19 protein-coding genes and 1 pseudogene are annotated in these 23,862 nt (G+C 63.8%); 19 read left to right on the top strand and 1 reads right to left on the bottom strand.

Going from position 1 to position 23,862, the window contains the following annotated elements:
- The first annotated feature begins 29 nt into the window (after positions 1-29).
- From P3T42_RS23990 to P3T42_RS23905, 18 genes and pseudogenes are all read left to right on the top strand, one after another.
- Positions 30-4,124, top strand: a complete 4,095-nt coding sequence (locus P3T42_RS23990; RefSeq protein ID WP_429307440.1) for a DUF3683 domain-containing protein — start codon at positions 30-32, stop codon at positions 4,122-4,124.
- Positions 4,125-4,158: 34 nt separating this feature from the next.
- Complete coding sequence (locus P3T42_RS23985; RefSeq protein ID WP_074300799.1) at positions 4,159-4,593, top strand: HIT family protein; 435 nt, start codon at positions 4,159-4,161, stop codon at positions 4,591-4,593.
- A gap of 4 nt (positions 4,594-4,597) precedes the next feature.
- Positions 4,598-5,011 (top strand): gamma-butyrobetaine hydroxylase-like domain-containing protein, encoded by a 414-nt coding sequence (locus tag P3T42_RS23980; RefSeq protein WP_429307439.1) that lies wholly within the window; start codon positions 4,598-4,600, stop codon positions 5,009-5,011.
- Between the two features lie 67 nt (positions 5,012-5,078).
- The gene (gene ubiE, locus P3T42_RS23975) at positions 5,079-5,810 is read left to right on the top strand and encodes a bifunctional demethylmenaquinone methyltransferase/2-methoxy-6-polyprenyl-1,4-benzoquinol methylase UbiE (RefSeq protein ID WP_074300797.1); all 732 of its coding nucleotides are present in this window, start codon (positions 5,079-5,081) and stop codon (positions 5,808-5,810) included.
- A gap of 37 nt (positions 5,811-5,847) precedes the next feature.
- Positions 5,848-6,873 (top strand): Tim44 domain-containing protein, encoded by a 1,026-nt coding sequence (locus tag P3T42_RS23970; protein ID WP_429307438.1) that lies wholly within the window; start codon positions 5,848-5,850, stop codon positions 6,871-6,873.
- A 113-nt stretch (positions 6,874-6,986) separates the two neighbouring features.
- Positions 6,987-7,631, top strand: coding sequence for a ubiquinone biosynthesis accessory factor UbiJ (locus P3T42_RS23965; RefSeq protein ID WP_429307437.1), 645 nt, complete (start codon positions 6,987-6,989; stop codon positions 7,629-7,631).
- Positions 7,632-7,646: 15 nt separating this feature from the next.
- Positions 7,647-9,224: a ubiquinone biosynthesis regulatory protein kinase UbiB gene (ubiB, locus tag P3T42_RS23960; protein ID WP_074300794.1), complete on the top strand. Its 1,578-nt coding sequence runs from the start codon at positions 7,647-7,649 to the stop codon at positions 9,222-9,224.
- Between the two features lie 12 nt (positions 9,225-9,236).
- Entirely contained in the window at positions 9,237-9,887 is a 651-nt protein-coding gene (locus P3T42_RS23955; RefSeq protein WP_074300793.1) for a methyltransferase domain-containing protein, read from the top strand.
- Between the two features lie 137 nt (positions 9,888-10,024).
- On the top strand, positions 10,025-10,390 hold the full coding sequence (locus tag P3T42_RS23950) for an FmdB family zinc ribbon protein (RefSeq protein ID WP_074300792.1): 366 nt from the start codon (positions 10,025-10,027) through the stop codon (positions 10,388-10,390).
- A 73-nt stretch (positions 10,391-10,463) separates the two neighbouring features.
- The gene (locus P3T42_RS23945) at positions 10,464-11,117 is read left to right on the top strand and encodes a DUF502 domain-containing protein (RefSeq protein WP_074300791.1); all 654 of its coding nucleotides are present in this window, start codon (positions 10,464-10,466) and stop codon (positions 11,115-11,117) included.
- Positions 11,118-11,188: 71 nt separating this feature from the next.
- Positions 11,189-12,988 (top strand): aspartate--tRNA ligase, encoded by a 1,800-nt coding sequence (aspS, locus tag P3T42_RS23940; protein ID WP_074300790.1) that lies wholly within the window; start codon positions 11,189-11,191, stop codon positions 12,986-12,988.
- A 203-nt stretch (positions 12,989-13,191) separates the two neighbouring features.
- Positions 13,192-13,668, top strand: a complete 477-nt coding sequence (gene nudB / locus P3T42_RS23935) for a dihydroneopterin triphosphate diphosphatase (RefSeq protein ID WP_074300789.1) — start codon at positions 13,192-13,194, stop codon at positions 13,666-13,668.
- 68 nt (positions 13,669-13,736) lie between these two features.
- A pseudogene (clsB, locus tag P3T42_RS23930) lies at positions 13,737-14,921 on the top strand (cardiolipin synthase ClsB); the annotation flags it as partial.
- A gap of 257 nt (positions 14,922-15,178) precedes the next feature.
- Complete coding sequence (locus P3T42_RS23925) at positions 15,179-15,778, top strand: TetR/AcrR family transcriptional regulator (protein ID WP_074300787.1); 600 nt, start codon at positions 15,179-15,181, stop codon at positions 15,776-15,778.
- Positions 15,779-15,876: 98 nt separating this feature from the next.
- Positions 15,877-17,664: an acyl-CoA dehydrogenase C-terminal domain-containing protein gene (locus P3T42_RS23920; protein ID WP_074300786.1), complete on the top strand. Its 1,788-nt coding sequence runs from the start codon at positions 15,877-15,879 to the stop codon at positions 17,662-17,664.
- Between the two features lie 143 nt (positions 17,665-17,807).
- A complete protein-coding gene (locus tag P3T42_RS23915) occupies positions 17,808-20,243 on the top strand; it encodes a 3-hydroxyacyl-CoA dehydrogenase/enoyl-CoA hydratase family protein (protein WP_429307436.1) in 2,436 nt (811 codons plus the stop codon).
- A 29-nt stretch (positions 20,244-20,272) separates the two neighbouring features.
- Positions 20,273-21,472, top strand: a complete 1,200-nt coding sequence (locus tag P3T42_RS23910; RefSeq protein WP_074300784.1) for an acetyl-CoA C-acyltransferase — start codon at positions 20,273-20,275, stop codon at positions 21,470-21,472.
- A gap of 137 nt (positions 21,473-21,609) precedes the next feature.
- Positions 21,610-22,380 carry an enoyl-CoA hydratase gene (locus tag P3T42_RS23905; protein WP_074301768.1) on the top strand — a complete coding sequence of 257 codons (771 nt, stop codon included), beginning with the start codon at positions 21,610-21,612 and terminating at the stop codon, positions 22,378-22,380.
- Positions 22,381-22,395: 15 nt separating this feature from the next.
- On the opposite strand, the gene fdhD is transcribed toward P3T42_RS23905, so the two are convergent.
- Complete coding sequence (gene fdhD, locus P3T42_RS23900; RefSeq protein ID WP_074300783.1) at positions 22,396-23,217, bottom strand: formate dehydrogenase accessory sulfurtransferase FdhD; 822 nt, start codon at positions 23,215-23,217, stop codon at positions 22,396-22,398.
- 155 nt (positions 23,218-23,372) lie between these two features.
- Here fdhD and P3T42_RS23895 point away from each other — a divergent pair, with 155 nt between their 5' ends.
- Entirely contained in the window at positions 23,373-23,849 is a 477-nt protein-coding gene (locus tag P3T42_RS23895; protein ID WP_074300782.1) for a nitrate reductase associated protein, read from the top strand.
- Positions 23,850-23,862: the final 13 nt, after the last annotated feature.

Genomic DNA, 23,862 nt, shown 5'->3' with positions numbered 1-23,862 from the left:
AACTGACAGACCTACCGAGTCGTCCAACCATGAACGCACCTCAAGTATTCGATCCGCACGGAGCCGCCGCTGCGGTGGCCGCCGACCCTGAAGCGCGCCTGCGCGAAATTCCCTATAACTACACCTCGTTTTCCGACCGTGAAATCGTTATCCGCCTGCTGGGCAACGATGCGTGGGACGCGCTGGCCGAATTGCGCGCCGAACGCCGCACCGGCCGCTCGGCACGGATGCTGTACGAAGTGCTCGGCGACATCTGGGTGGTGCGCCGCAATCCTTACCTGCAAGACGACCTGCTCGACAACCCGAAGCGCCGCGCGCTGCTGATCGAAGCCCTGCATCACCGCCTGTCGGAGATCGAGAAGCGCCGTCGCGCCGACCTGACCGAGCACGGCGACGAAGCGGGCGTCGGCCGGGCAGCCCGCGTGGAAACGCTGGTGGTGGCCGCGCGCCGTGCCGTGGACGACTTCTCCGCCGAGTTCGACAAGACCACCGAGCTGCGCCGCCGCGCCACCAAGGTGCTGGGCCGCGTCACGCAGAAAGACAACATCAAGTTCGACGGCCTCTCACGCGTTTCGCACGTCACGGACGCGACCGACTGGCGCGTCGAGTATCCGTTCGTCGTGCTGACGCCAGACACCGAAGCCGAGATCGCCGGCATGATCAAGGCCTGCTTCGAGCTGGGCCTGACGGTGATTCCGCGGGGCGGCGGCACCGGCTACACGGGCGGCGCCGTGCCGCTCACGCCGTTCTCGGCCGTCATCAACACCGAGAAGCTGGAACAGTTGGGCGCGGTTGAAATGACCGAACTGCCGGGCGTGCCGCGCAAGGTCGCCACGATCTTCTCGGGCGCCGGCGTCGTCACGCGCCGCGTGACGGAAGCGGCCGAACAGGCGGGCTTCGTGTTCGCGGTCGACCCCACCTCGCTCGACGCCTCGTGCATTGGCGGCAACGTCGCCATGAATGCGGGCGGCAAGAAGGCCGTGCTATGGGGCACCGCGCTCGACAATCTCGCCTGGTGGCGCATGGTCGACCCGGAGGGCAACTGGCTCGAAGTCACGCGTCTTGACCACAACATGGGCAAGATCCATGACATCAAGGTGGCCCGCTTCGAACTGAAGTGGTTCGACGGCGAACACGCGCCCGGTGAAAAGCTGCTGCGCACGGAATCGCTCGACATCAAGGGCCGCGTGTTCCGCAAGGAAGGCCTGGGCAAGGACGTCACGGATAAATTCCTCGCCGGCCTGCCGGGCATCCAGAAGGAAGGTTGCGACGGCCTGATCACGTCGGCGCGCTGGGTGCTGCACAAGATGCCCGCGCATACGCGCACCGTCTGCCTCGAATTTTTCGGCCAGGCGCGCGACGCGATTCCGAGCATCGTCGAAATCAAGGACTACCTGTTCGAAACGTCGAAGAAGGGCGGCGCGATTCTCGCCGGCCTGGAGCATCTGGACGAGCGCTATCTGCGCGCAGTCGGTTATGCGACCAAGTCCAAGCGCAACGCGTTTCCGAAGATGGTGCTGATCGGCGATATCGTCGGCGACGATGCGGATGCGGTGGCGCAAGCCACCTCGGAAGTCGTGCGCATGGCCAACGGCAAGAGCGGCGAAGGCTTCGTCGCGGTGAACGCGGAGGCGCGCAAGCGCTTCTGGCTGGACCGCAGCCGCACCGCCGCGATCGCGAAGCACACCAACGCCTTCAAGATCAACGAAGACGTGGTGATTCCGCTGAACCGCATGGGCGAGTACACCGACGGTATCGAGCGCATCAACATCGAACTGTCGATCAAGAACAAGCTGCAACTGCTCGACGCGCTCGAAGCGTTCTTCAAGGCCGGCAAGCTGCCGCTCGGCAAGAGCGACGACGCCAATGAAATTCCGAGCGCCGAACTGCTGGAAGACCGCGTGCAGCACGCGCTCGATCTCCTCAAGCAGGTCCGCACCCGCTGGGAATTCCTGCGCGACAAGCTCGATCTGTCCTTGCGTGAAGCCCAGCATTACCTGGTGGGACTCGGCTACGAAGCACTCGCGGAGAAGTTTGCCGATCGCGCCGACGCGCAGCCCGACGCCACGGTGTTCCATGTCACGCAGGACCGTACGATCCGCGTCTCATGGAAGCAGGAAGTTCGCGCCGAACTGCGCCAGATCTTCAACGGCGGCGAATTCAAGCCGATCCTCGAAGAAGCGCAGGCCATCCACAAGAAGGTGCTGCGTGGCCGCGTGTTCGTCGCGCTGCACATGCACGCGGGCGACGGCAATGTTCATACGAACCTGCCCGTCAACTCCGACAACTACGAGATGCTGCAGGACGCCCATACGGCGGTCGCGCGCATCATGAAGCTGGCGCGTTCGCTTGACGGCGTGATCTCGGGCGAGCACGGCATCGGCATTACCAAGCTCGAATTCCTCACCGAAGAAGAGATCGGCGAATTCCGCAAGTACAAGCAACGCGTCGATCCGCACGGCCGCTTCAATGCGGGCAAGCTGCTCGAAGGCGCGGACCTGCGCAACGCCTACACGCCGAGCTTCGGGCTGATGGGCTATGAATCGTTGATCATGCAGCAGTCGGACATCGGCGCCATCTCCGAGTCCATCAAGGACTGCTTGCGCTGCGGCAAGTGCAAGCCGGTGTGCGCGACCCACGTGCCGCGCGCCAACCTGCTGTACAGCCCGCGCAACAAGATTCTCGCCACCTCGCTGCTGGTGGAGGCGTTCCTTTACGAGGAACAGACGCGCCGCGGCGTGTCCATCAAACATTGGGATGAGTTCAACGACGTCGCCGATCACTGCACGGTCTGTCACAAGTGCGTGACGCCGTGCCCGGTGAAGATCGACTTCGGCGATGTCACGATGAACATGCGCAATCTGCTGCGCAAGATGGGCAAGAAGAAGTTCAACGCGGGCAACGCGGCCGGCATGTTCTTCCTCAACGCCACCAACCCGCAGACCATCAATCTCGCGCGCACCGCGATGATGGGCGTCGGCTACAAGGCGCAGCGGCTCGGCAACGACGTGCTGAAAAAGTTCGCGAAGAAGCAGACGGCGCACCCGCCGGCCACCGTCGGCAAGCCGAAGGTGGTGGAGCAGGTGATCCACTTCATGAACAAGAAGATGCCGGGCAATCTGCCGAAGAAGACGGCGCGCGCGCTGCTGGACATCGAAGACAACAAGATCGTGCCGATCATCCGCAATCCGAAGACCACCACGGTGGATACGGAAGCGGTGTTCTACTTCCCGGGCTGCGGCTCCGAGCGTCTGTTCTCGCAGGTGGGTCTGGCGACTCAGGCCATGCTGTGGGAAGCGGGCGTGCAAACCGTGCTGCCGCCGGGCTACCTGTGCTGCGGCTATCCGCAGCGCGGCTCGGGCCAGTTCGACAAGGCCGAGAAGATCGTCACGGACAACCGCGTGCTGTTCCACCGCGTCGCCAACACGCTGAACTACCTCGACATCAAGACGGTGGTGGTGTCGTGCGGCACGTGCTACGACCAGCTCGCCGGCTACGAATTCGAGAAGATTTTCCCCGGTTGCCGGATCATCGACATCCACGAATTCCTGCTCGAGAAGGGCATGAAGCTCGACGGCGTCAATGGCATGCGCTACATGTATCACGACCCGTGCCACACGCCGATCAAGACGATGGACCCGGTCAAGCTCGTCAACCAGCTGATGGGTTCGGAGAAGGACGGCTACACGATCGAGAAGAACGATCGTTGCTGTGGCGAATCCGGCACACTCGCGGTGACGCGTCCGGACATCTCGACGCAGGTCCGTTTCCGCAAGGAAGAGGAGATCCGCAAGGGCGCCGCGAAGCTGCGGGGCATTCCTTTGGTGGCCGAAGCCGGCGCCAACGGCATCAACCCGGCTAATGCTTCTGCGGGTGCGGCCGGCGCGCCGGAAGGCTCGGTGCTCAAGGCCGGCAACGGTCCAACGCCGAACGGCGCCACCGACATCAAGATCCTGACGAGCTGCCCGTCCTGCCTGCAAGGGCTGTCGCGCTACAACGAGGACGCGAACATCGAGGCGGACTACATCGTCGTCGAAATGGCCCGTCACGTGCTGGGTGAAGACTGGATGGCGGACTACGTTCAGCGTGCGAACAATGGCGGAATCGAGCGCGTGCTGGTTTAATGGCACGACTGACGATTCCCGCCTGAGGACGACGATGGACTGTGTATTTTGCCGTGAAGATGGCGGCGACGTGCTGTGGCAGGACGATACGCTGCGTGTCGTCCTCGCCGACGAACACGATTACCCGGGCTTCTGCCGGGTCATCTGGAACAAGCACGTTGCCGAGTTCTCGGATCTCGCCGAGGCCGACCGCGACCGCGTGATGCGCGCGGTGTACGCGGTCGAGCGTGCCATGCGGCGCATCCTGCAACCGGTCAAGGTGAACCTGGCGAGCCTCGGCAACCAGGTGCCGCACGTGCACTGGCATGTGATTCCGCGTTTCTCGAACGACGCCCATTTTCCGCTGCCGATCTGGGCGCCGCGCCAGCGCACGGTGTCGGAGGCGCTACTGTCTTCGCGCCGCGCGCAGGCAACCTTGCTGCGCGACGCGGTGCGGCAGGAAATCGAACACGTTCTGGCCCGAGGCTAACGATATGAGTGGACTGACTCCCGACACGCCGGTGCCGACCGGCGTGGTGGTACATGCCAAATCGCACGTGCTCGAACTGCAGTACGCAAACGGCGAATCTTTCCGTGTGCCGTTCGAGTTGCTGCGCGTGTATTCGCCTTCGGCGGAAGTGCGCGGGCATGGGCCGGGGCAGGAAACGCTGCAGACCGGCAAGCGCGAGGTGACGATCACCGCGATCGAGGGCGTGGGCAACTACGCGCTCCAGCCGACCTTCTCGGACGGCCACTCCACCGGGCTGTATTCGTGGGACCTGCTGTACGACATCGCCACCCGCCAGGATGAACTCTGGCGCGAGTATCTCGACAAACTGGCAGTGGCGGGCGTCGACCGCGACGCCCCCATGGCGGCATCCGGCGCCCCGCACGGTCATTGTCACTGATACGATTCGGCCTGACTGCCGCAGTGATGCGGCGCAACAATCCAGAATACGCGAAAGGACGAACGCGATGAGCAAAACCCACTTCGGCTTTCAGACGGTCGACGAACAGGAAAAAGCGCAGAAGGTGGCAGGCGTGTTCCACTCCGTTGCCGCCAACTACGACCTGATGAACGACCTGATGTCGGGCGGGTTGCACCGGGCGTGGAAGATCTTCACGATCGCCCAGGCCAACGTGCGGCCGGGCTACAAAGTGCTCGATATCGCGGGCGGCACGGGCGATCTCTCCAAGGAATTCGCCAAAAAAGCGGGGCCGACCGGCGAGGTCTGGCATACGGACATCAATGAATCGATGCTGCGCGTGGGCCGCGACCGGCTGCTCGACAAGGGCATCATCACGCCGGCGCTGCTGTGCGATGCGGAGAAGATTCCCTTTCCAGACAACTACTTCGACGTGGTGACCGTGGCGTTCGGGCTGCGCAACATGACCCACAAGGACGTCGCGCTGGCGGAAATGCGCCGCGTGCTGAAGCCGGCCGGGCGCCTGCTGGTGCTGGAGTTCTCCAAGGTGTGGGATCCGCTGAAAAAAGTCTACGACGTCTATTCGTTCAAGGTGCTGCCGTGGCTCGGCGACCGCTTCGCGAAAGACGCCGAGAGCTACCGTTACCTGGCGGAATCGATCCGCATGCACCCGGACCAGGAAACTTTAAAGACGATGATGGAACAAGCTGGCCTCGACGGCGTCAAATATTACAATTTGTCAGCTGGTGTGGTAGCTTTACACGTGGGGACCAAATACTAGGGTCCCTAACCCATCGTTTTTAAAGGAAAAGTTCATCATGTCCGATTCGCGTTTGTTATCTTCCCGTAAGGCTAAGGGGTCGTTGGCGAGGAGAATCGGACTGGCAGCGATGGTCGGTCTGATCGCGCTCGCCACCGTTGCCTCGCTCGACGCCGAGGCAAGGCGCATGGGCGGCGGCCGCAGCATCGGCCGTCAACAGTCCACCACCATGCAGCGTCAGACGACGCCGCCGGCGCAACCCGGCCAATCCACCCAGCAATCGGCGCAAGCCGCCCAGGCACAGCGCGCGCAAGCGGCGCCGACGCCGGCCGCCGTGCCTAACCGCTCGCGCTGGCTCGGGCCGATCGCCGGCCTGGCCGCGGGCCTCGGCATTGCCGCGTTGCTTTCGCACCTGGGGCTGGGCGAGGCGTTTGCCGGTGCCATGGCCAACATGCTTGTGATCGCCGCGATCGCCATGCTGGCGATCTGGCTGATCCGCCGTTTCATGGGCCGCAAGCGCGACGCGGCGACGCCGGCATACGCGGGCAGCGCACCGAGCCTGAACACCGGCCGCGATCACTACGCGCAGGAGCCCAGCTTCACGCCGGGGGCGTCGTCGGCTTCCGGTTCGTACCTCGATCCGCGCGGCAGCGGCGCGCTGGCTGCGCCGGTGATGCAGGCGGCGCCTGTCGTGCCGGCCGGCTTTGACACGGAAGCCTTCGTCCGCAATGCCAAGGTCTACTTCGTGCGCCTGCAGGCCGCGTGGGACGTGGGGAACATCGCGGACATCCGCGAATTCACGACGCCGGAGATGTTCGCCGAAGTGAAGGTCGACCTGGACGCGCGCGGCCCGGAATCGAACCTGACCGATGTCGTGCAGTTGAACGCCGAGTTGCTGGGTGTCGAAGACCTCGGCAGCGAGTTCGTCGCCAGCGTGCGCTTCTCCGGCCTGATGCGCGAGAGCTCGGGCGCGCCGGCCGAGCCGTTTGTGGAGATCTGGAACCTGTCGAAGTCGACCCGCGCCGGCGAAGGCTGGTTGCTCGCAGGCATTCAGCAGGTCGGCGCGGCCACGTCTGCGCATTAACGTCGCGCCTTGCATATTGGCCGTTCGGCTGAGCAAGCCGGAAAGCGAACGGACGTTACAATAGGAACCCGCGCGGGCACATCGCCCGCGCGGGTTTTTTCTTGCCACTTTCAATGACCCTCGCCGCCAAGCCCTTCGCTGCTGCCGTCAATCATCTGCTCGCCCGCGAATCGTGGGCTCGTGAGCGCCTCGCCCCCTACGCCGGCAAGACTGCCCGGCTATCCTGCTCGCCGGTCGTGTTGATCCTGCTGGTCCAGCCGGACGGCTATCTGACCGCGGTCGATGAAACGCAGGCGCAGCAGTTCGACGTCACCATCGCCGTGCCGTCGGAGGCGCTGCCGGCCTTTGTCCAGGGTGGTCAGGCGGCGGTGATGAAGCATGTGAAGATCGAGGGCGACGCGGAGTTCGCCACGGTCATCGCCAAGCTGGCCGAGCATCTGCGCTGGGAGCCGGAGGAAGACCTGGCGCGGCTGATCGGCGACGGTCCGGCCTGGCGGGTGGCCTCGGTGGCGCGCTCGGTCAGCGAGCATGCGCGCCGCACCGGGCGCAATCTGCTCGACTCGGTCGCCGAGTACCTGCTCGATGAAAATCCGCAACTGGTGCGCCGCGCCGCGCTCGACGAGTTCAATGCCGAACTCGCTCGCGCCCGCGATGCGCTGGCGCGCGTCGAAAAGCGCATCGAGCGCCTTGAACAGAAGGTCGAAGCCCGCGGCGCCGATGCGTCGGGCGGCGCCGCCACGTCGCGCGGCACGCGCTAGTCACCGGGCTCAACCATGCGTTTTCTGCGTTTCCTCAAGATTTTCTTCACTGTCATCCGCTTCGGTCTCGATGAGATGATGCTGAGCCGCATCAACGACCGCCGCGTGCGTCTGTTGCTGCGTATCACCACCATCGGCCGCAAGTTCGACCAGCCGCCGGCGGTGCGGCTGCGCCTCGCGCTCGAAAGCCTCGGCCCGATCTTCGTGAAGTTCGGTCAGGTGCTGTCCACCCGGCGCGACCTGCTGCCTGTCGACATCGCCAACGAACTCGCCAAGCTGCAGGACCAGGTGCCGCCGTTCCCCTCGGATGTGGCGATCGGCCTCGTGGAGAAGTCGCTGGGTGCGCCGGTCGACGTGCTGTTCGACGATTTCGAGCGGGTGCCGGTGGCGAGCGCATCGATCGCACAGGTGCACTTCGCCAAGGTGAAGGCCGGCCAGCATGCGGGCAAGGCCGTCGCGGTGAAGGTGTTGCGGCCGAACATGCTGCCCGTGATCGACTCCGACCTCGCGCTGCTGCGCGACATCGCCGTCTGGGCCGAGCGTCTGTGGGCCGACGGCAAGCGCCTGAAGCCGCGCGAGGTGGTCGCCGAGTTCGACAAGTACCTGCACGACGAACTCGACCTGATGCGCGAAGCGGCCAACGGCAGTCAGTTGCGCCGCAATTTTGCGGGCCTCGATCTGCTGCTCGTTCCCGAGATGTATTGGGAGTTCTGCACGCCCACCGTGCTGGTGATGGAGCGTATGGTCGGCGTGCCGATCAGCCAGGTGGAGACGCTGCGCGCCGCGGGCGTGGACATTCCGAAGCTGGCTCGCGAAGGCGTCGAGATTTTCTTCACCCAGGTGTTCCGCGACGGCTTTTTCCACGCCGACATGCATCCGGGCAATATCCAGGTCAGTCTCGATCCGGCGCACTTCGGGCGCTATATCGCGCTCGATTTCGGCATCATCGGCGCGCTGTCGGACTTCGATAAGAACTACCTCGCGCAGAACTTCCTCGCCTTCTTCAAGCGCGACTACCATCGCGTCGCCACGCTGCATCTGGAATCGGGCTGGGTGCCGCCCACCACGCGTGTCGAGGAACTGGAGAGCGCGATTCGGGCGGTCTGCGAGCCGTACTTCGACCGCGCGCTGAAAGACATTTCGCTCGGCCAGGTGCTGATGCGCCTGTTCTCCACGTCGCGCCGCTTCAATGTCGAGATCCAGCCGCAGCTCGTGTTGCTGCAGAAGACCATGCTGAACGTCGAAGGCCTGGGGCGTTCGCTCGATCCCGAACTCGACCTTTGGAAAACCGCCAAGCCTTACCTCGAACGCTGGATGAACGAGCAGATCGGCCTGCGCGGCTGGTATGAGCGACTCAAGATCGAGGCGCCGCAGTGGAGCAAGACCTTGCCGCAATTGCCGCGGCTGATCCATCACGTGCTGGCGGAGCGCCACGACAACTCGCGCGGTACGAGCGACGAGATGATTCGCCAGATTTTGCTCGAGCAGAAGCGCACTAACCGGTTGCTGCAGGGCCTGCTGCTGTTCGGGATTGCGGTGGGAATCGGGGCGGTGGTGGCGCGCGCATGGCTGGCGCTGGCGTATGGTGGGTAAGGAGATGCACCGATGAGCGATCCAACCCGGCCGGCAGACCCCTCTAACCCCACAAGCGCCGACTTCGCCACGCGCGATCCGAACTCCCCGGCGTTCTGGGACGAGCGCTTCGAGCGCGGTTTCATCCCATGGGATCAGGCTGGCGTACCCGCGGCGTTTCAGGCCTTCGCTGCGCGGCACACTGAGGCGGCTGTCTTGATCCCCGGTTGCGGCAGCGCCTGGGAGGCGCTGTGGCTGGCCCGTCAGGGACGCCGCGTGCAGGCGATCGATTTCTCGCCCGCTGCGGTCGCGGCGGCGCGCACGCAGTTAGGCACGTACGCAGAGGTGGTCGAACAGGCCGATTTCTTCGCCTGGCAACCGCCGTTCGCGCCGGACTGGATGTACGAACGCGCGTTTCTGTGCGCGTTGCCGGGAGACCGCCGCGCCGATTATGCGCAGCGCATGGCTGAACTTTTGCCGCCGGGCGCGCTGCTGGCCGGTTTCTTTTTTCTGGGCGCGACGCCGAAAGGGCCGCCCTTCGGAATCGAACGCGCCGAACTCGACGTCTTGCTGACACCGTACTTCGATCTAATCGAGGACGAGCCGGTGAGCGACTCGATGCCGGTGTTCGCCGGTCGCGAACGCTGGCTGACCTGGCGCCGTCGGGCCGCGCCCGGGACTTGATCCCGCGACGAGCGCCCCCATCTACGCCAACGGTGCCTGCGTCGGCCGCGCGTCCCCAAAATCGGGGGGCGGGAATTGTTTGCGGCTATAATTCAAGGCTTTGCAAGCGTTTATCAGATTACTGTAGGGAAAAGATCATGCCGATCTACGCTTATCGCTGCGAGTCATGCGGCTTCGGGAAGGACGTGCTTCGGAAGATGAGCGACGCCCCTCTGACTCACTGCCCTGAGTGCGGAAAAGACACCTTTCGCAAGCAGGTGACTGCGGCCGGGTTCCAGTTGAAGGGTTCGGGCTGGTATGTGACCGACTTCCGCGGCGGCAATAGCGCGAAGAGCGCAGCGGCGCCGAGCGGCGGTGCCGAGGCAGCGCCCGCCAAGACCGAAGGCGGTAACGCGGCCCCCGCGGCGTCGGAAGGCGCTACCACCAGTTCCACGAGCGCAGCCGCAGCGCCGGCGGCGCCGGCAGCGGCACCCGCCGCCAGCAGCGGCTCCGGCAACGCCTAGTTAGCGTCGCCGCCTTTCGAGGCGGCACACTCGCCGCGCCCGGCTTCGCCGGGGTGGCTTTCTGGCGATACACATGACGACGAAAAAAGCGACGCTCAAATCGGTGTTTCTGACTGGCCTGCTGGTGCTGGTGCCGTTGGCCATCACGTTGTGGGTGCTCGGTCTGATCATCGGCACGATGGATCAGACGCTGCTGCTGCTGCCGGAGTCCTGGCAGCCGGAGCGGGCGCTCGGCTTCCGTCTGCCCGGCCTCGGCGCGGTGCTGACGCTGGCGTTCATCTTCATCGTCGGGCTGTTGACGCAGAACTTCATCGGGCAGAAGCTCGTGAAGTGGTGGGAACTGCTGGTCGGCCATATCCCGGTGGTGGGGCCGATCTACACGAGCGTCAAGCAGGTCTCGGATACCTTGCTCTCGAGCAGCGGCAATGCGTTTCGCAAGGCGCTCCTGATCGAGTATCCGCGCAAAGGGTCCTATACGATCGCGTTTCTGACCGGGATCCCGGGCGGCGACGTGGTCAACCACCTGAAGGAAGATCACGTCAGCGTGTACGTGCCGACTACGCCGAACCCGACGTCCGGCTTCTTCCTGATGGTGCCGAAGAGCGAAGTGGTCGAACTCGATATGACGGTCGACGCTGCGCTCAAGTACATTGTCTCGATGGGCGTGGTGGCGCCGTCCGCGCCACCGGCGCAGGTGCGCCGCTCCACCATCGAGCCGCCGATGTAATGCCGGCGCGCATTGTTTCAGTTTCATGAGCCGCGCGCCGTTCAACCAATGCAAAACGAAAGACAAACATCATGTCGATGCGATCTGAATACTGCGGTCTGGTGACCGAAGAACTGTTGGGCCAAACCGTGTCGCTGTGCGGCTGGGTGAGCCGTCGCCGTGACCACGGCGGCGTTATCTTCATCGACCTGCGCGACCGTGAAGGCCTCGTTCAGGTCGTGTGCGACCCGGATCGCGCGGAGATGTTCAAGACGGCCGAAGGCGTGCGCAACGAGTTCTGCGTGCAGATCAAGGGTGTCGTGCGCGGTCGTCCGGAAGGCACGACCAATGCCGGTCTGAAGAGCGGCAAGATCGAAGTGCTGTGTCACGAACTGACCGTGTTGAACGCGTCGGTCACGCCGCCGTTCCAGCTCGACGACGACAACCTGTCGGAAACCACGCGTCTCACGCATCGCGTGCTCGACCTGCGCCGTCCGCAGATGCAGCACAACCTGCGTCTGCGTTATCGCGTCGCCATGGAAGTGCGCAAGTATCTCGACGCGCAAGGCTTCATCGACATCGAAACGCCGATGCTCACCAAGAGCACGCCGGAAGGCGCGCGCGATTACCTCGTGCCGTCGCGTACCAACGCCGGCCAGTTCTTCGCGCTGCCGCAGTCGCCGCAGCTCTTCAAGCAGCTGCTGATGGTCGCCAACTTCGACCGCTACTACCAGATCGTCAAGTGCTTCCGCGACGAAGACCTGCGCGCCGACCGTCAGCCGGAATTCACGCAGATCGACTGCGAAACCTCGTTCCTCTCGGAGCAGGAAATTCGCGACCTGTTCGAAGCGATGATCCGTCACGTGTTCAAACTGACGATCGGCGTCGAACTGGACGAGAAATTCCCGGTCATGGAGTATTCGGAAGCGATGCGCCGTTTCGGTTCGGACAAGCCGGACCTGCGCGTCAAGCTCGAATTCACCGACCTGACCGACGCGGTCAAGGACGTCGACTTCAAGGTGTTCAGCACGCCCGCCAACACCAAAGACGGTCGCGTTGCCGCACTGCGCGTGCCGAAGGGTAGCGAGCTGTCGCGTGGCGATATCGACAGCTACACGGAATTCGTGCGCATCTACGGCGCGAAGGGTCTGGCCTGGATCAAGGTCAACGAAGTCGCGAAGGGTCGTGACGGTCTGCAAAGCCCGATCGTCAAGAACCTGCACGACGAAGCGGTCAAGGCCATCATCGAGCGCACCGGCGCGCAAGACGGCGACATCATTTTCTTCGCGGCGGATCGCGCGAAGGTCGTCAACGACAGCCTCGGTGCACTGCGTCTGAAGATCGGCCATTCGGAATTCGGCAAGGCCAATGGTCTCGTCGAAACCGGCTGGAAGCCGCTGTGGGTGGTGGACTTCCCGATGTTCGAATACGACGAAGAAGAAAACCGCTACGTCGCCGCGCATCACCCGTTCACGAGTCCGAAGGACGAGCACCTCGAGTATCTGGAAACGGATCCGGGCCGCTGCCTCGCGAAGGCCTACGACATGGTGCTGAACGGTTGGGAAATCGGCGGCGGTTCGGTGCGGATTCACCGTGAAGAAGTGCAGAGCAAGGTGTTCCGCGCGCTCAAGATCAACGCGGAAGAAGCCCGCGCCAAGTTCGGCTTCCTGCTCGACGCGCTGCAATACGGCGCGCCGCCGCATGGCGGTATCGCCTTCGGTCTCGACCGCATCATCACGATGATGGCCGGCGCCGATTCGATCCGCGACGTGATCGCGTTCCCGAAGACGCAACGCGCGCAGTGTCTGCTCACGCAGGCGCCGAGCGAAGTGGACGAGCGCCAGTTGCGCGAGTTGCACATTCGTCTGCGTCAGCCGGAAGCGAAGGCATAAGACTGCAGGCTGCTTCAGCGGCTCATTGGGCGGTTGATTCAATCGTTCATTGAGCCGCGCCGTCAGGCTCAGGCAAACGAAAAGGCGCGTCATGCGCCTTTTCCTTTTTTTGCGTTACAGTCGATGCAACACGCCACGTCCTACGCGAAGCCATACCGTCGACCGACATGTACCGCGCTTAATCCGCGCCTAGTCTTATCGCCATGCCGAAACCGCCGAAGATTCCCGAATCCGTTCTTGTTGTGATCCATACGCCGGGGCTCGATGTGCTGCTGATTGAGCGCGCCGACCGCGCGGGTTTCTGGCAGTCGGTGACCGGCTCTAAAGACACGCTCGACGAGCCGCTCGCCGAGACCGCCGCACGCGAAGTGGCCGAGGAAACGGGCATTGTGATCGGCAGTCCCAGCGTGCCGCGCGACGCGCTGTTCGACTGGCAGTATCAGATCGAGTATGAGATCTATCCGGTCTGGCGGCATCGCTATGCCGAGGGCGTCACACAGAACACGGAACACTGGTTCAGCCTCGAAGTGCCGGCGCGCTGCGAGGTGACGCTCGCGCCGCTCGAGCATACGGCGCACCTCTGGCTGCCCTATGAAGAAGCGGCCGAGCGCTGCTTCTCGTCGTCGAACGCCGACGCGATCCTGCAGTTGCCGCGACGCCTGAAGGGGCGGGTCCGGTGACGGGCGGCGGCACGCGGCGTTTCGAGCGGCTCCGGCAAACCCTGTTCGGTCGCCGTTACTGGTCGAAATACCGCTTTACCGCCGGTAACGAAGTCCGACTGTTTCGCTCCGGCGAGGGGTTCTTTGCCTCGCTGATCGAGCGCATCGACGCGGCCGGGAAAGACGTCGTTCTCGAAACCTACATCTTCTGCAACGACAGCGCCGGCCAGGCCGTCAGCGCCGCCTTGCTGCGCGCGGCCGATCGGGGCGTACGCGTGCGCGTGATTACCGACGGCATCGGCACTGCGCGTCTCGCGCTCTTCAACGACTGGCCGACGCGCGGCGTCGAGCACCGGATCTACAACCCGCATCTGTTCGGCCGCTTCGGCTTCTCGCGCACGCATCGCAAGCTGGCGGTAGTCGACGACCAGGTGGCCTGGTGCGGCGGCATCAATATCGTCGACGATTACGAGAACGACGGCGTGCGCCTGCCGTATCGCCGCTGGGACTTCGCGGTCGAATTGCAGGGGCCGGTGGTTGCCGACGTGCGCGAGGCGTTCGAGGTGCAGTGGCATCGCATCCGCTTCGGGCATCGTCCGGTGGAATCGCTGCAACCCGATTTCGCCCTCAAGGACGATACGAGCCCCAGCGCGCCGGCCCGTGGCCGCAACCGCAGCACCGACCTGCGTGGCGCGGGCGAACCGGCGGTGGCCTTCGTCGCGCGCGACAACCTGATCAACCGCCGCGCCATCGAGAAGGCCTACCTCACCGCGATTGGCCAGGCGCGTGCCGAGGTGCTGCTCGCCAATCCCTACTTCATGCCGGGCCGCAAGCTGCGCCGCGCGCTGACGTTTGCGGCGCGACGCGGGGTCGACGTGAAGCTCATCATTGGACGCAAGGAGTTCGCGGCGCTCGACTACGCCGTGCCGTTCCTCTACCGCTCGCTGCTGAAAGCCGGCGTGAAGATCGCCGAGTACGAAAAGACCATGCTGCACGGCAAGGTCGCGGTGGTCGATTCGAACTGGGGGACGGTGGGCTCGTCGAACCTCGACGCGCTGAGCCTGATGCTCAACAACGAGGCCAACGTCGTGCTGGTGATGGACCCGCAGATCGACGCGTTGCGCGAGGCGATTCTTACGGCGTTCGACGAGTCGCGCCGGATCGATCTGGCGCACTACGAAGCGCGTCCGGCGGGCGAGCGCCTGCTGAACTGGCTGGCCTACAACACCTACCGCGTCGTGATGAAACTGCTCACCGTGGGCGGCTACGACTAAGCTGCGAAGCGCCGCTCCCCGCCGTCCGGATAAACCCGGTCTTGCATCGAATCCCGGCGTCACCAGATGAGCCAGATCAAACCGGGAAGGCAAACGCCTCTAAAAAATCTCCCTCGTCCGATTGACGTATGACGCAAAATTGATGCTCCGGTTAGAAACCGGTTTCTAATAAAGTCCTTGTTTCGCGGACGGCAGCACTCAATAATAGTACGGCCGTTCGATTTTTCTTTCGGTCACATAAGAACGGTAAAACAGCTATGCGAAAAGGCGAACAAACGCGAGCCGCGATTCTCGAAGCAGCACTTGATCTGGCAAGCCGCGACGGACTGGAAGGTCTGACGATTGGGCTGCTGGCCGAGCGCATGCAGATGAGCAAGAGCGGCGTGTTTGCGCACTTCGGGTCGCGCGAGGACTTGCAGGTTGAAGTGGTGCGCGAATATCACCGTCGTTTCGAAGACGAGGTGTTTTTCCCGAGTCTGCGTGAGCCGCGCGGCTTGCCGCGTTTGCGCGCAATGATCTCCCGCTGGATTGAGAAGCGCATCCAGGAAGTCACCACCGGATGCATCTACATCAGCGGTGCGGTCGAGTACGACGACCGTGCGGACAACCCGGTGCGCGAGCAACTGGTGTCGAGCGTGACGATCTGGCGTGCTGCGCTCACCCGGGCCATTTCGCAGTCGATGGAAGAGGGGCATCTGCGTGCGGACACGAACCCGCAACTGATGCTGTTCGAACTGTACAGCTTCACGCTCGGCCTGCATCACGACGCACGCTTCCTGCACTTACCGGATGCCGTGCCGCTGACGTGGGCCGCGCTCGAAAAATTGATTGTTTCGTATCAGAGCGAAAGCCGTTAGCAAGGCGGCCGGATCCGGCGGATCCAGCGGCGCTAAAAGGTCCGAACCCGGGGCCGAAAGCTGACGGCCTGGCTTCTTGTCAAACTTTGGAGAGAGTCATGGGACAGTACGCCGCGCCACTGCGCGACATGCAATTCGTGTTGCACGAGCTGCTTAACGTCGAAGCCGAAATCAAGCAGATGCCGAAGCACGCGGATCTCGACGCCGACACGATCAATGCGGTCCTCGAAGAGGCCGGCAAGTTCTGCTCCGAAGTGCTGTTCCCGCTGAATCAAAGCGGCGACCAGGAAGGCTGCACGTACGTCGGCGACGGCGTCGTGACCACGCCAAAGGGCTTCAAGGAAGCCTACAGGCAATACGTCGAAGCCGGCTGGCCCGCGCTTGGCTGCGATCCGGAATACGGCGGTCAAGGCCTGCCTGCATTCGTCAACAATGCTCTGTACGAAATGCTTAATTCGGCTAACCAGGCGTGGACGATGTATCCGGGCCTGTCGCACGGCGCGTATGAATGCCTGCATGCGCACGGCACGCCGGAATTGCAGCAGCGCTACCTGCCGAAGCTGGTCGCGGGCGTGTGGACCGGCACGATGTGTCTGACCGAGCCGCACTGCGGCACGGACCTCGGCATCCTGCGCACCAAGGCCGAACCGAACAGCGACGGCTCCTACTCGATCAGCGGCACGAAGATTTTCATCTCCAGCGGCGAACACGATCTCGCGGAGAACATCGTTCACCTGGTGCTCGCGCGTCTGCCGGATGCGCCGATGGGCACCAAGGGCATCTCGCTCTTCATCGTGCCGAAGTTCGTGCCGAACGAAGCCGGCGAGCCGGGCGAGCGCAACACGGTCAAGTGCGGCTCCATTGAACACAAGATGGGCATTCACGGCAACGCCACTGCCGTGATCAATCTCGACAACGCGAAGGGCTGGCTGGTCGGCGAGCCGAACAAGGGCTTGAACGCCATGTTCGTGATGATGAACGCCGCGCGTCTGGGCGTCGGCATGCAGAGCCTGGGCCTGACCGAAGTCGCTTATCAGAACTCGCTCACGTACGCGAAAGAGCGTCTGCAGATGCGTTCGCTGACCGGCCCGAAGGCGCCGGAGAAAGCGGCTGACCCGATCATCGTGCATCCGGACGTGCGCCGCATGCTGCTCACGCAGAAGGCCTACGCCGAGGCCGCACGTGCGTTCTCGTACTGGTCCGCGCTGCACATCGACAAAGAGCTGTCGCATGAGGAAGAGTCGGTGCGCAAGGATGCGGCTGACCTCGTCGCGCTGCTCACGCCGATCCTGAAGGCGTTCCTCTCGGACAACGCGTTCGAAAGCACCAACCACGCCATGCAGATCTACGGCGGCCACGGCTTCATCGCCGAGTGGGGCATGGAGCAGTACGTGCGCGACGCCCGCATCAACATGATCTACGAAGGCACCAACGCCATTCAGGCGCTCGACCTGCTGGGCCGCAAGATCCTCGGCGACATGGGCGCGAAGATGAAGAAGTTCGGCAAGCTGGTGACGGATTTCGTCGAAGCCGAAGGCATCAAGCCGGAAATGCAGGAGTTCATCAACCCGCTCGCGGACATCGGCGACAAGGTGCAGAAGCTGACCATGGAACTCGGCATGAAGGCCATGCAGAATCCGGACGAAGTCGGCGCAGCCGCTGTGCCGTATCTGCGTACCGTCGGTCACCTGGTGTTCTCGTACTTCTGGGCCCGCATGGCACGTATCGCACTGGACAAGGAAGCGTCCGGCGATCCGTTCTACAAGGCCAAGCTCGCCACCGCGCGCTTCTACTTCGCCAAGCTGCTGCCGGAAACGGCCATGACGATTCGCCAGGCACGCGCCGGCTCGAAGTCGCTGATGGACGTCGAAGAGTCGCTGTTCTAAAGCCACCTCACGGCGGCGCCACGCATGTTCGACACGCGTGGCGCCGCCGCCAGCCTCACATACATTGCGAAGCCCGCGTGTATCCCACGCGAAACCCCCGCAAACATAACGCGACACCCGCATAACTCCCCCGGAGGAACGACGTGAGCAATCTGATCATTCGCAAGGTAGCCGTACTCGGCGCCGGCGTGATGGGCGCGCAGATCGCCGCGCACCTGATCAACGCCAAGGTGCCCGTGCTGCTGTTCGACCTGCCCGCCAAGGAAGGCCCGAAGAATGCGATCGCGCTGAAGGCGATCGAGAATCTGAAGAAGCTGTCGCCGGCGCCGTTCGGCGTGAAGGACGACGCGCAGTACATCCAGCCCGCCAATTACGACGACGACATCGAGAAGCTCGCCGAATGCGACCTCGTGATCGAAGCGATCGCCGAACGGATGGACTGGAAGCACGACCTGTACAAGAAGGTCTCGCCGCATATCGCGCCGAACGCGATCTTCGCGACCAACACGTCGGGTCTGTCGATCACCGAGCTGTCGCAAGGTTTTTCGGACGAACTGAAGGCGCGCTTTTGCGGCGTGCACTTCTTCAATCCGCCGCGCTACATGCATCTGGTCGAACTGATTCCCACCGCCACGACGCGCCCGGAAATTCTCGATCAGCTCGAGTCGTTCCTGACGAGCGTGGTCGGCAAGGGTGTCGTGCGCGCGAAAGATACGCCGAACTTCATCGCCAACCGCGTCGGGATTTTCTCGATCCTCGCCGTCATCACCGAAGCCGCAAAGTTCGGTCTGCGTTTCGACGAAGTGGACGACCTGACCGGCTCGCGTCTGGGCCGCGCGAAGTCCGCGACGTTCCGTACTGCTGACGTAGTCGGTCTCGACACGATGGCGCACGTCATCAAGACGATGCAGGACACGCTGAAGGACGATCCGTTCTTCCCGGTCTACGAAACGCCGGCCGTGCTGGCCGAACTGGTGAAGAAGGGCGCGCTCGGCCAGAAGACCGGCGGCGGTTTCTACAAGAAGGAAGGCAAGGCGATCAAGGTGCTCGATCCGAAGACGGGCGAGTACGTCGACGGTGGCGCCAAGGCCGACGAACTGGTGGGCCGCATCCTCAAGCGCCCGCCGGCAGAGCGTCTGAAGCTGTTGCGCGAATCGGAGCATCCGCAGGCGCAGTTCCTGTGGTCGATTTTCCGCGACGTGTATCACTACATCGGCGTGCATCTTGAATCGATCGCCGACAACGCGCGCGACGTCGATCTGGCTATCCGTTGGGGCTTCGGCTGGAACGAAGGTCCGTTCGAAGGCTGGCAGACGGCGGGCTGGAAGCAGATCGCCGAGTGGGTGCAGGAAGACATCGCGGCCGGCAAGGCGCTGTCGAACGCGCCGCTGCCTTCGTGGGTACTCGAAGGTCCGGTTGCCGAGAAGGGCGGCGTGCATACGAACGAAGGTTCGTGGTCGCCGGCTTCGCAGCGCTTCGTGCCGCGCTCGTCGCTGTCCGTGTACGAGAAGCAGGTGTTCCGTGCGCCGCTGGTCGGCGAAACGGGCGCCGATCCGAAGACCTACGGCAAGACGCTGTTCGAAACGGATGCGGTGCGCGCATGGGTCGACGACCGTGCCGGCGAGAACGACGTCCTGATCGTCTCGTTCAAGAGCAAGATGAATACGATCGGACCGTCGGTGATCGACGGCCTGACGCAGGCGATCGAACTCGCCGAGAAGGACTACAAGGGCCTGGTGGTGTGGCAACCCACGTCGCTGAAGCTCGGCACGCCGGGCGGGCCGTTCTCGGCCGGCGCAAACCTCGAAGAAGCGATGCCCGCCTTCATGATGGGCGGCGCGAAGGGCATCGAGCCGTTCGTGCAGAAATTCCAGCAGGGCATGCTGCGCGTGAAGTACGCCAACGTGCCGGTGATCGCGGCCGTGTCGGGCATCGCGCTCGGCGGCGGTTGCGAGCTGGCGCTGCATAGCGCGAAGCGCGTGGCGCACATCGAGAGCTACCTGGGCCTGGTGGAAGTGGGCGTGGGTCTGGTGCCCGCGGGCGGCGGTCTGAAGGAAGCGGCACTGCGTGCGGCAGAAGCGGCCACCGCGGCCGGTGCGACCAACGACCTGCTGAAGTTCGTGCAGAAGTCGTTCGAAAACGCGGCGATGGCGAAGGTGTCGGCCTCCGCACTCGACGCTCGCGCCATGGGCTATCTGAAGCCGTCCGACACAATCGTCTTCAACGTGTTCGAACTGCTCGACGTCGCGAAGAAGGAAGCGCGTGCGCTGTCCGCTGCGGGGTATCGTCCGCCGCTGCGTGTGACGCAGGTGCCGGTGGCGGGCCGTTCGGCGATTGCGACGATCAAGGCTTCGCTCGTCAACATGCGCGATGGCCGTTTCATCAGCGAGCACGATTTCCTGATCGCGAGTCGCATTGCTGAAGCGGTGTGCGGTGGCGATGTCGAAGCCGGCAGCCTGGTGGATGAAGAGTGGCTGCTGAAACTCGAGCGCCGTGCGTTTGTCGACCTGCTCGGCACGCAAAAGACGCAGGAACGGATCATGGGCATGCTGCAAACCGGCAAGCCGGTGCGTAACTAACGCGCGACGAGCAAATTGAGGAGCCTCAAATGACAAAGCAATTGCAAGACGCATACATCGTCGCCGCGAGCCGCACGCCGATCGGCAAGGCGCCGCGCGGCATGTTCAAGAACACGCGCCCCGACGAACTGCTGGTGCACGCGATCAAGTCGGCCGTGGCGCAAGTGCCGGGTCTCGACACCAAGGTGATCGAAGACGCCATCATCGGCTGCGCGATTCCGGAAGCGGAACAGGGCCTCAACGTGGCGCGCATGGGCGCGCTGCTCGCCGGTCTGCCGAATACGGTGGGCGGCGTCACGGTGAACCGTTTCTGCGCGTCGGGCCTGACGGCGCTGGCGATGGCCGCCGACCGCATTCGCGTCGGCGAATCGGACGCAATGATCGCCGGCGGCTGCGAATCGATGAGCATGGTGCCGATGATGGGCAACAAGCCGTCGATGTCGCCGCACATCTTCGATCGCAGCGAAGACTTCGGCATCGCCTACGGCATGGGCCTGACGGCGGAGAAGGTCGCCGAGCGCTGGAAGATCAGCCGCGAAGCGCAAGACGCGTTCTCGGTCGAATCGCACCGCCGCGCGATCGCCGCGCAGCAGGCCGGCGAGTTCAACGACGAAATCGCCGCCTACACGATCACCGAGCGCTTCCCCGATCTCGCCACCGGCGAAGTCAAGGTTAAGACGCGCGAGATCGCGCTCGACGAAGGTCCGCGCGCGGATACGTCGCTCGAAGGTCTCGCCAAGCTGCGTACCGTGTTCGCCAACAAGGGTTCGGTGACGGCCGGCAACAGCTCGCAGACCTCGGACGGCGCGGGCGCGCTGATCGTCGTGTCGGAAAAGATGCTCAAGGAATTCAACCTGACGCCGCTCGCGCGTTTCGTCAGCTTCGCCGTGCGCGGCGTGCCGCCGGAAATCATGGGCATCGGTCCGAAGGAAGCGATTCCGGCTGCGTTGAAGGCCGCGGGTCTGAAGCAGGAAGACCTCGACTGGATCGAACTGAACGAAGCTTTTGCCGCCCAGTCGCTGGCGGTGATTCAGGACCTCGGTCTGGATCCGTCGAAGATCAACCCGCTCGGCGGCGCGATCGCGCTGGGTCACCCGCTCGGTGCGACGGGCGCGATTCGTGCATCGACGGTGGTGCACGGCCTGCGTCGCCGTAACTACAAGTACGGCATGATCACCATGTGCGTCGGTACGGGCATGGGCGCAGCGGGCATCATCGAGCGTCTGTAAGCGCGTGGCCGCCGTGGTCCGCTCTGGACGCCCGAAAGGACACCCGTGAGGAGCGCAGAACGGTTCGCCGGCCGCGAGGCTTGCGAACCGTTTTTCCATTCAGCGAAGTACGCAGCATCGAGCAGCACAACGAGGAGATGACAATGGATATTCTGGTCGAGCGCGCCAACGGCGTGCTGACGATTGCCTTCAACCGGCCCGACAAGAAGAACGCGATTACGGCCGCCATGTACCAGACGATGGCCGATGCGCTGGTCGAAGCCCAGGGCGATGCGACGGTCCGCGCCATCCTGATTCGCGGCAGCGTGGGGATTTTCAGCGCCGGCAACGATCTGGAAGACTTCATGAAGAGCCCGCCGATGGGCGAGAACGCGCCGGTGTTCCAGTTCCTGCGCGCCATCAGCGCGGCGGAAAAGCCGGTGGTGGCGTCGGTGGCGGGCGCGGCGGTGGGCATCGGCACCACGCTGTTGCTGCATTGCGATCTGGTCTACGCCGCCGACACGGCGACCTTCTCGCTGCCGTTCTCGCAGCTTGGGCTGTGCCCGGAAGCGGCGTCGAGCCTGCTGTTGCAGCGTGTGGCGGGCTATCAGGCCGCTGCTGAAAAGCTGCTGCTGGGCGAGGCTTTCGACGCGCGTGAGGCGCAGCGGATGGGCTTCGTGAACCGCCTGCTGCCGGTTGCGGAAGTGGATGCCTTTGCGCTGGCGCAGGCTTCGAAACTGGCGGCGTTGCCGGCATCGTCGCTGCGCGTCACCAAGTCGCTGATGAAGCGTGCGAGCCACCATGAACTGCAAACGCAGATGACCGAGGAAGCGCTGCACTTCGGCAAGATGCTGCTCGCGCCGGAAGCGCGCGAGGCGTTCAAGGCGTTCTTCGAGAAGCGCAAGCCGGATTTCCGGCAATTCGATTGAGGTTGGCGGGGCGGTTCACACCGTCTCGTAGTCGACGTAACCCGCTTCGCGGCAGAAGCTCACCAGCCGCACGCCGGCCTGCCGCGCAATCGAAATCGCCAGCGACGACGGCGCCGAGATGGTCGCCAGCATCGGCACGCCGACGCGCGCGGCCTTGCGCACCAGTTCATAGCTCGCGCGGCTCGACAGGAACACGAAGCCGTCGCGCGTATCGGCACGGTCGAGCACCAGTTGGCCGATCAGCTTGTCCAGCGCGTTATGACGGCCGACGTCCTCGTACGCGAGCCGGATCGCGCCTGTCGCATCGCACCATGCCGCCGCGTGCAGGCCACCGGTCAGCCGGGTCAGCGCCTGGTGTTCCGGCAACGCGCGCGCGGCGTGGGCGATCGCATCCGGTGCTAGCCGCTCGAGAAAACCGGTATCCGGCACGCGCTCCGGTTTCAGGTCCAGCAAATCGATGCTTTCGATGCCGCACACGCCGCAGCCGGTCCGGCCGGCGAGCGCCCGACGCTTTTCCTTCAGTGCGACAAACGCCTGTTGCACGACCTGCAATTGCACTTCAGCATGCGGCAATTCGCCGCCATGCAACACGACCTCGATGTCCTGAATGTCGCTGCTGCGCTCGACAATCCCTTCCGAAATCGCGAATCCCACCGCGAACGCCTCCAGATCGCGCGGGGTGCACATCATCACCGCATGCGAAATACCGTTGAAGACGAGCGCCACGGGCCATTCCTGACCGACATGATCGGTCACGGTTTCCACCGCGGCGCCGCGATGCCGGCGCACCTGACGCTCGACAGTACCCGGCTGTCCGGCCGTTTCCAGTTCGTTCACACTCTGACTCCTTTAACCTTGCACTGCGCGCGTGCGTCCCAAGCTAGGCCAGGCCGGGCCGCCGTCGCGCGAATAAGGTTCTAAAATACCTCAAGCCGGCATTGCGTGTTGCCTGGCATTCAAGCGCAGCAAGAAGCATCGACGAGGACACTGTCATGGGACTGAACGAAGCACCCCTCCTGTTCGACTTCGAAGTCGAGTCGTCGGAGGATCTCACCTATATCCCGATGGCCGTACGTTTCAATCTCGACCGCTTCGGCCTGCGCATCTCGCTAGCCCAATGGCAGATGCTGCCGCACGAAGACCGCAAGCTGCTGGCGCGTTTTCCGGTCGAGGAAGACGCTGCCATCGAGCCGAATTTCGATCACGCGCTGTTCGAAATGCTGCGCACCCATGCCAATGTGGAACCGGACTGGTTCACCCCCGAAGACGCGCCGGCGTGGCGTCGCGCGGATGCGGTGCCGGACGGGGTGCTGCAGCAGTCGCGTCTCGCTGGCCTGCACGCTCCCAGCGCGGACCAATGGTCGCAACTCGCCCCGTTCAAACGCTATGTGCTTGCCAAGCTGTCGCGTAAGCCGGAAGCGAATCACGACTTTGTGCCCGCCATGAGGGAATTCGGGCTGGCCGGGTAGATCTGGCGCAACT

The sequence above is a fragment of the Paraburkholderia sp. GAS38 genome (genome assembly GCF_050434965.1).
GTDB classification, from domain to species: domain Bacteria; phylum Pseudomonadota; class Gammaproteobacteria; order Burkholderiales; family Burkholderiaceae; genus Paraburkholderia; species Paraburkholderia phenazinium_A.
The sequence above is the reverse complement of the archived record's forward strand: the minus strand, read 5'-3'. Positions and strand labels throughout refer to the sequence as shown.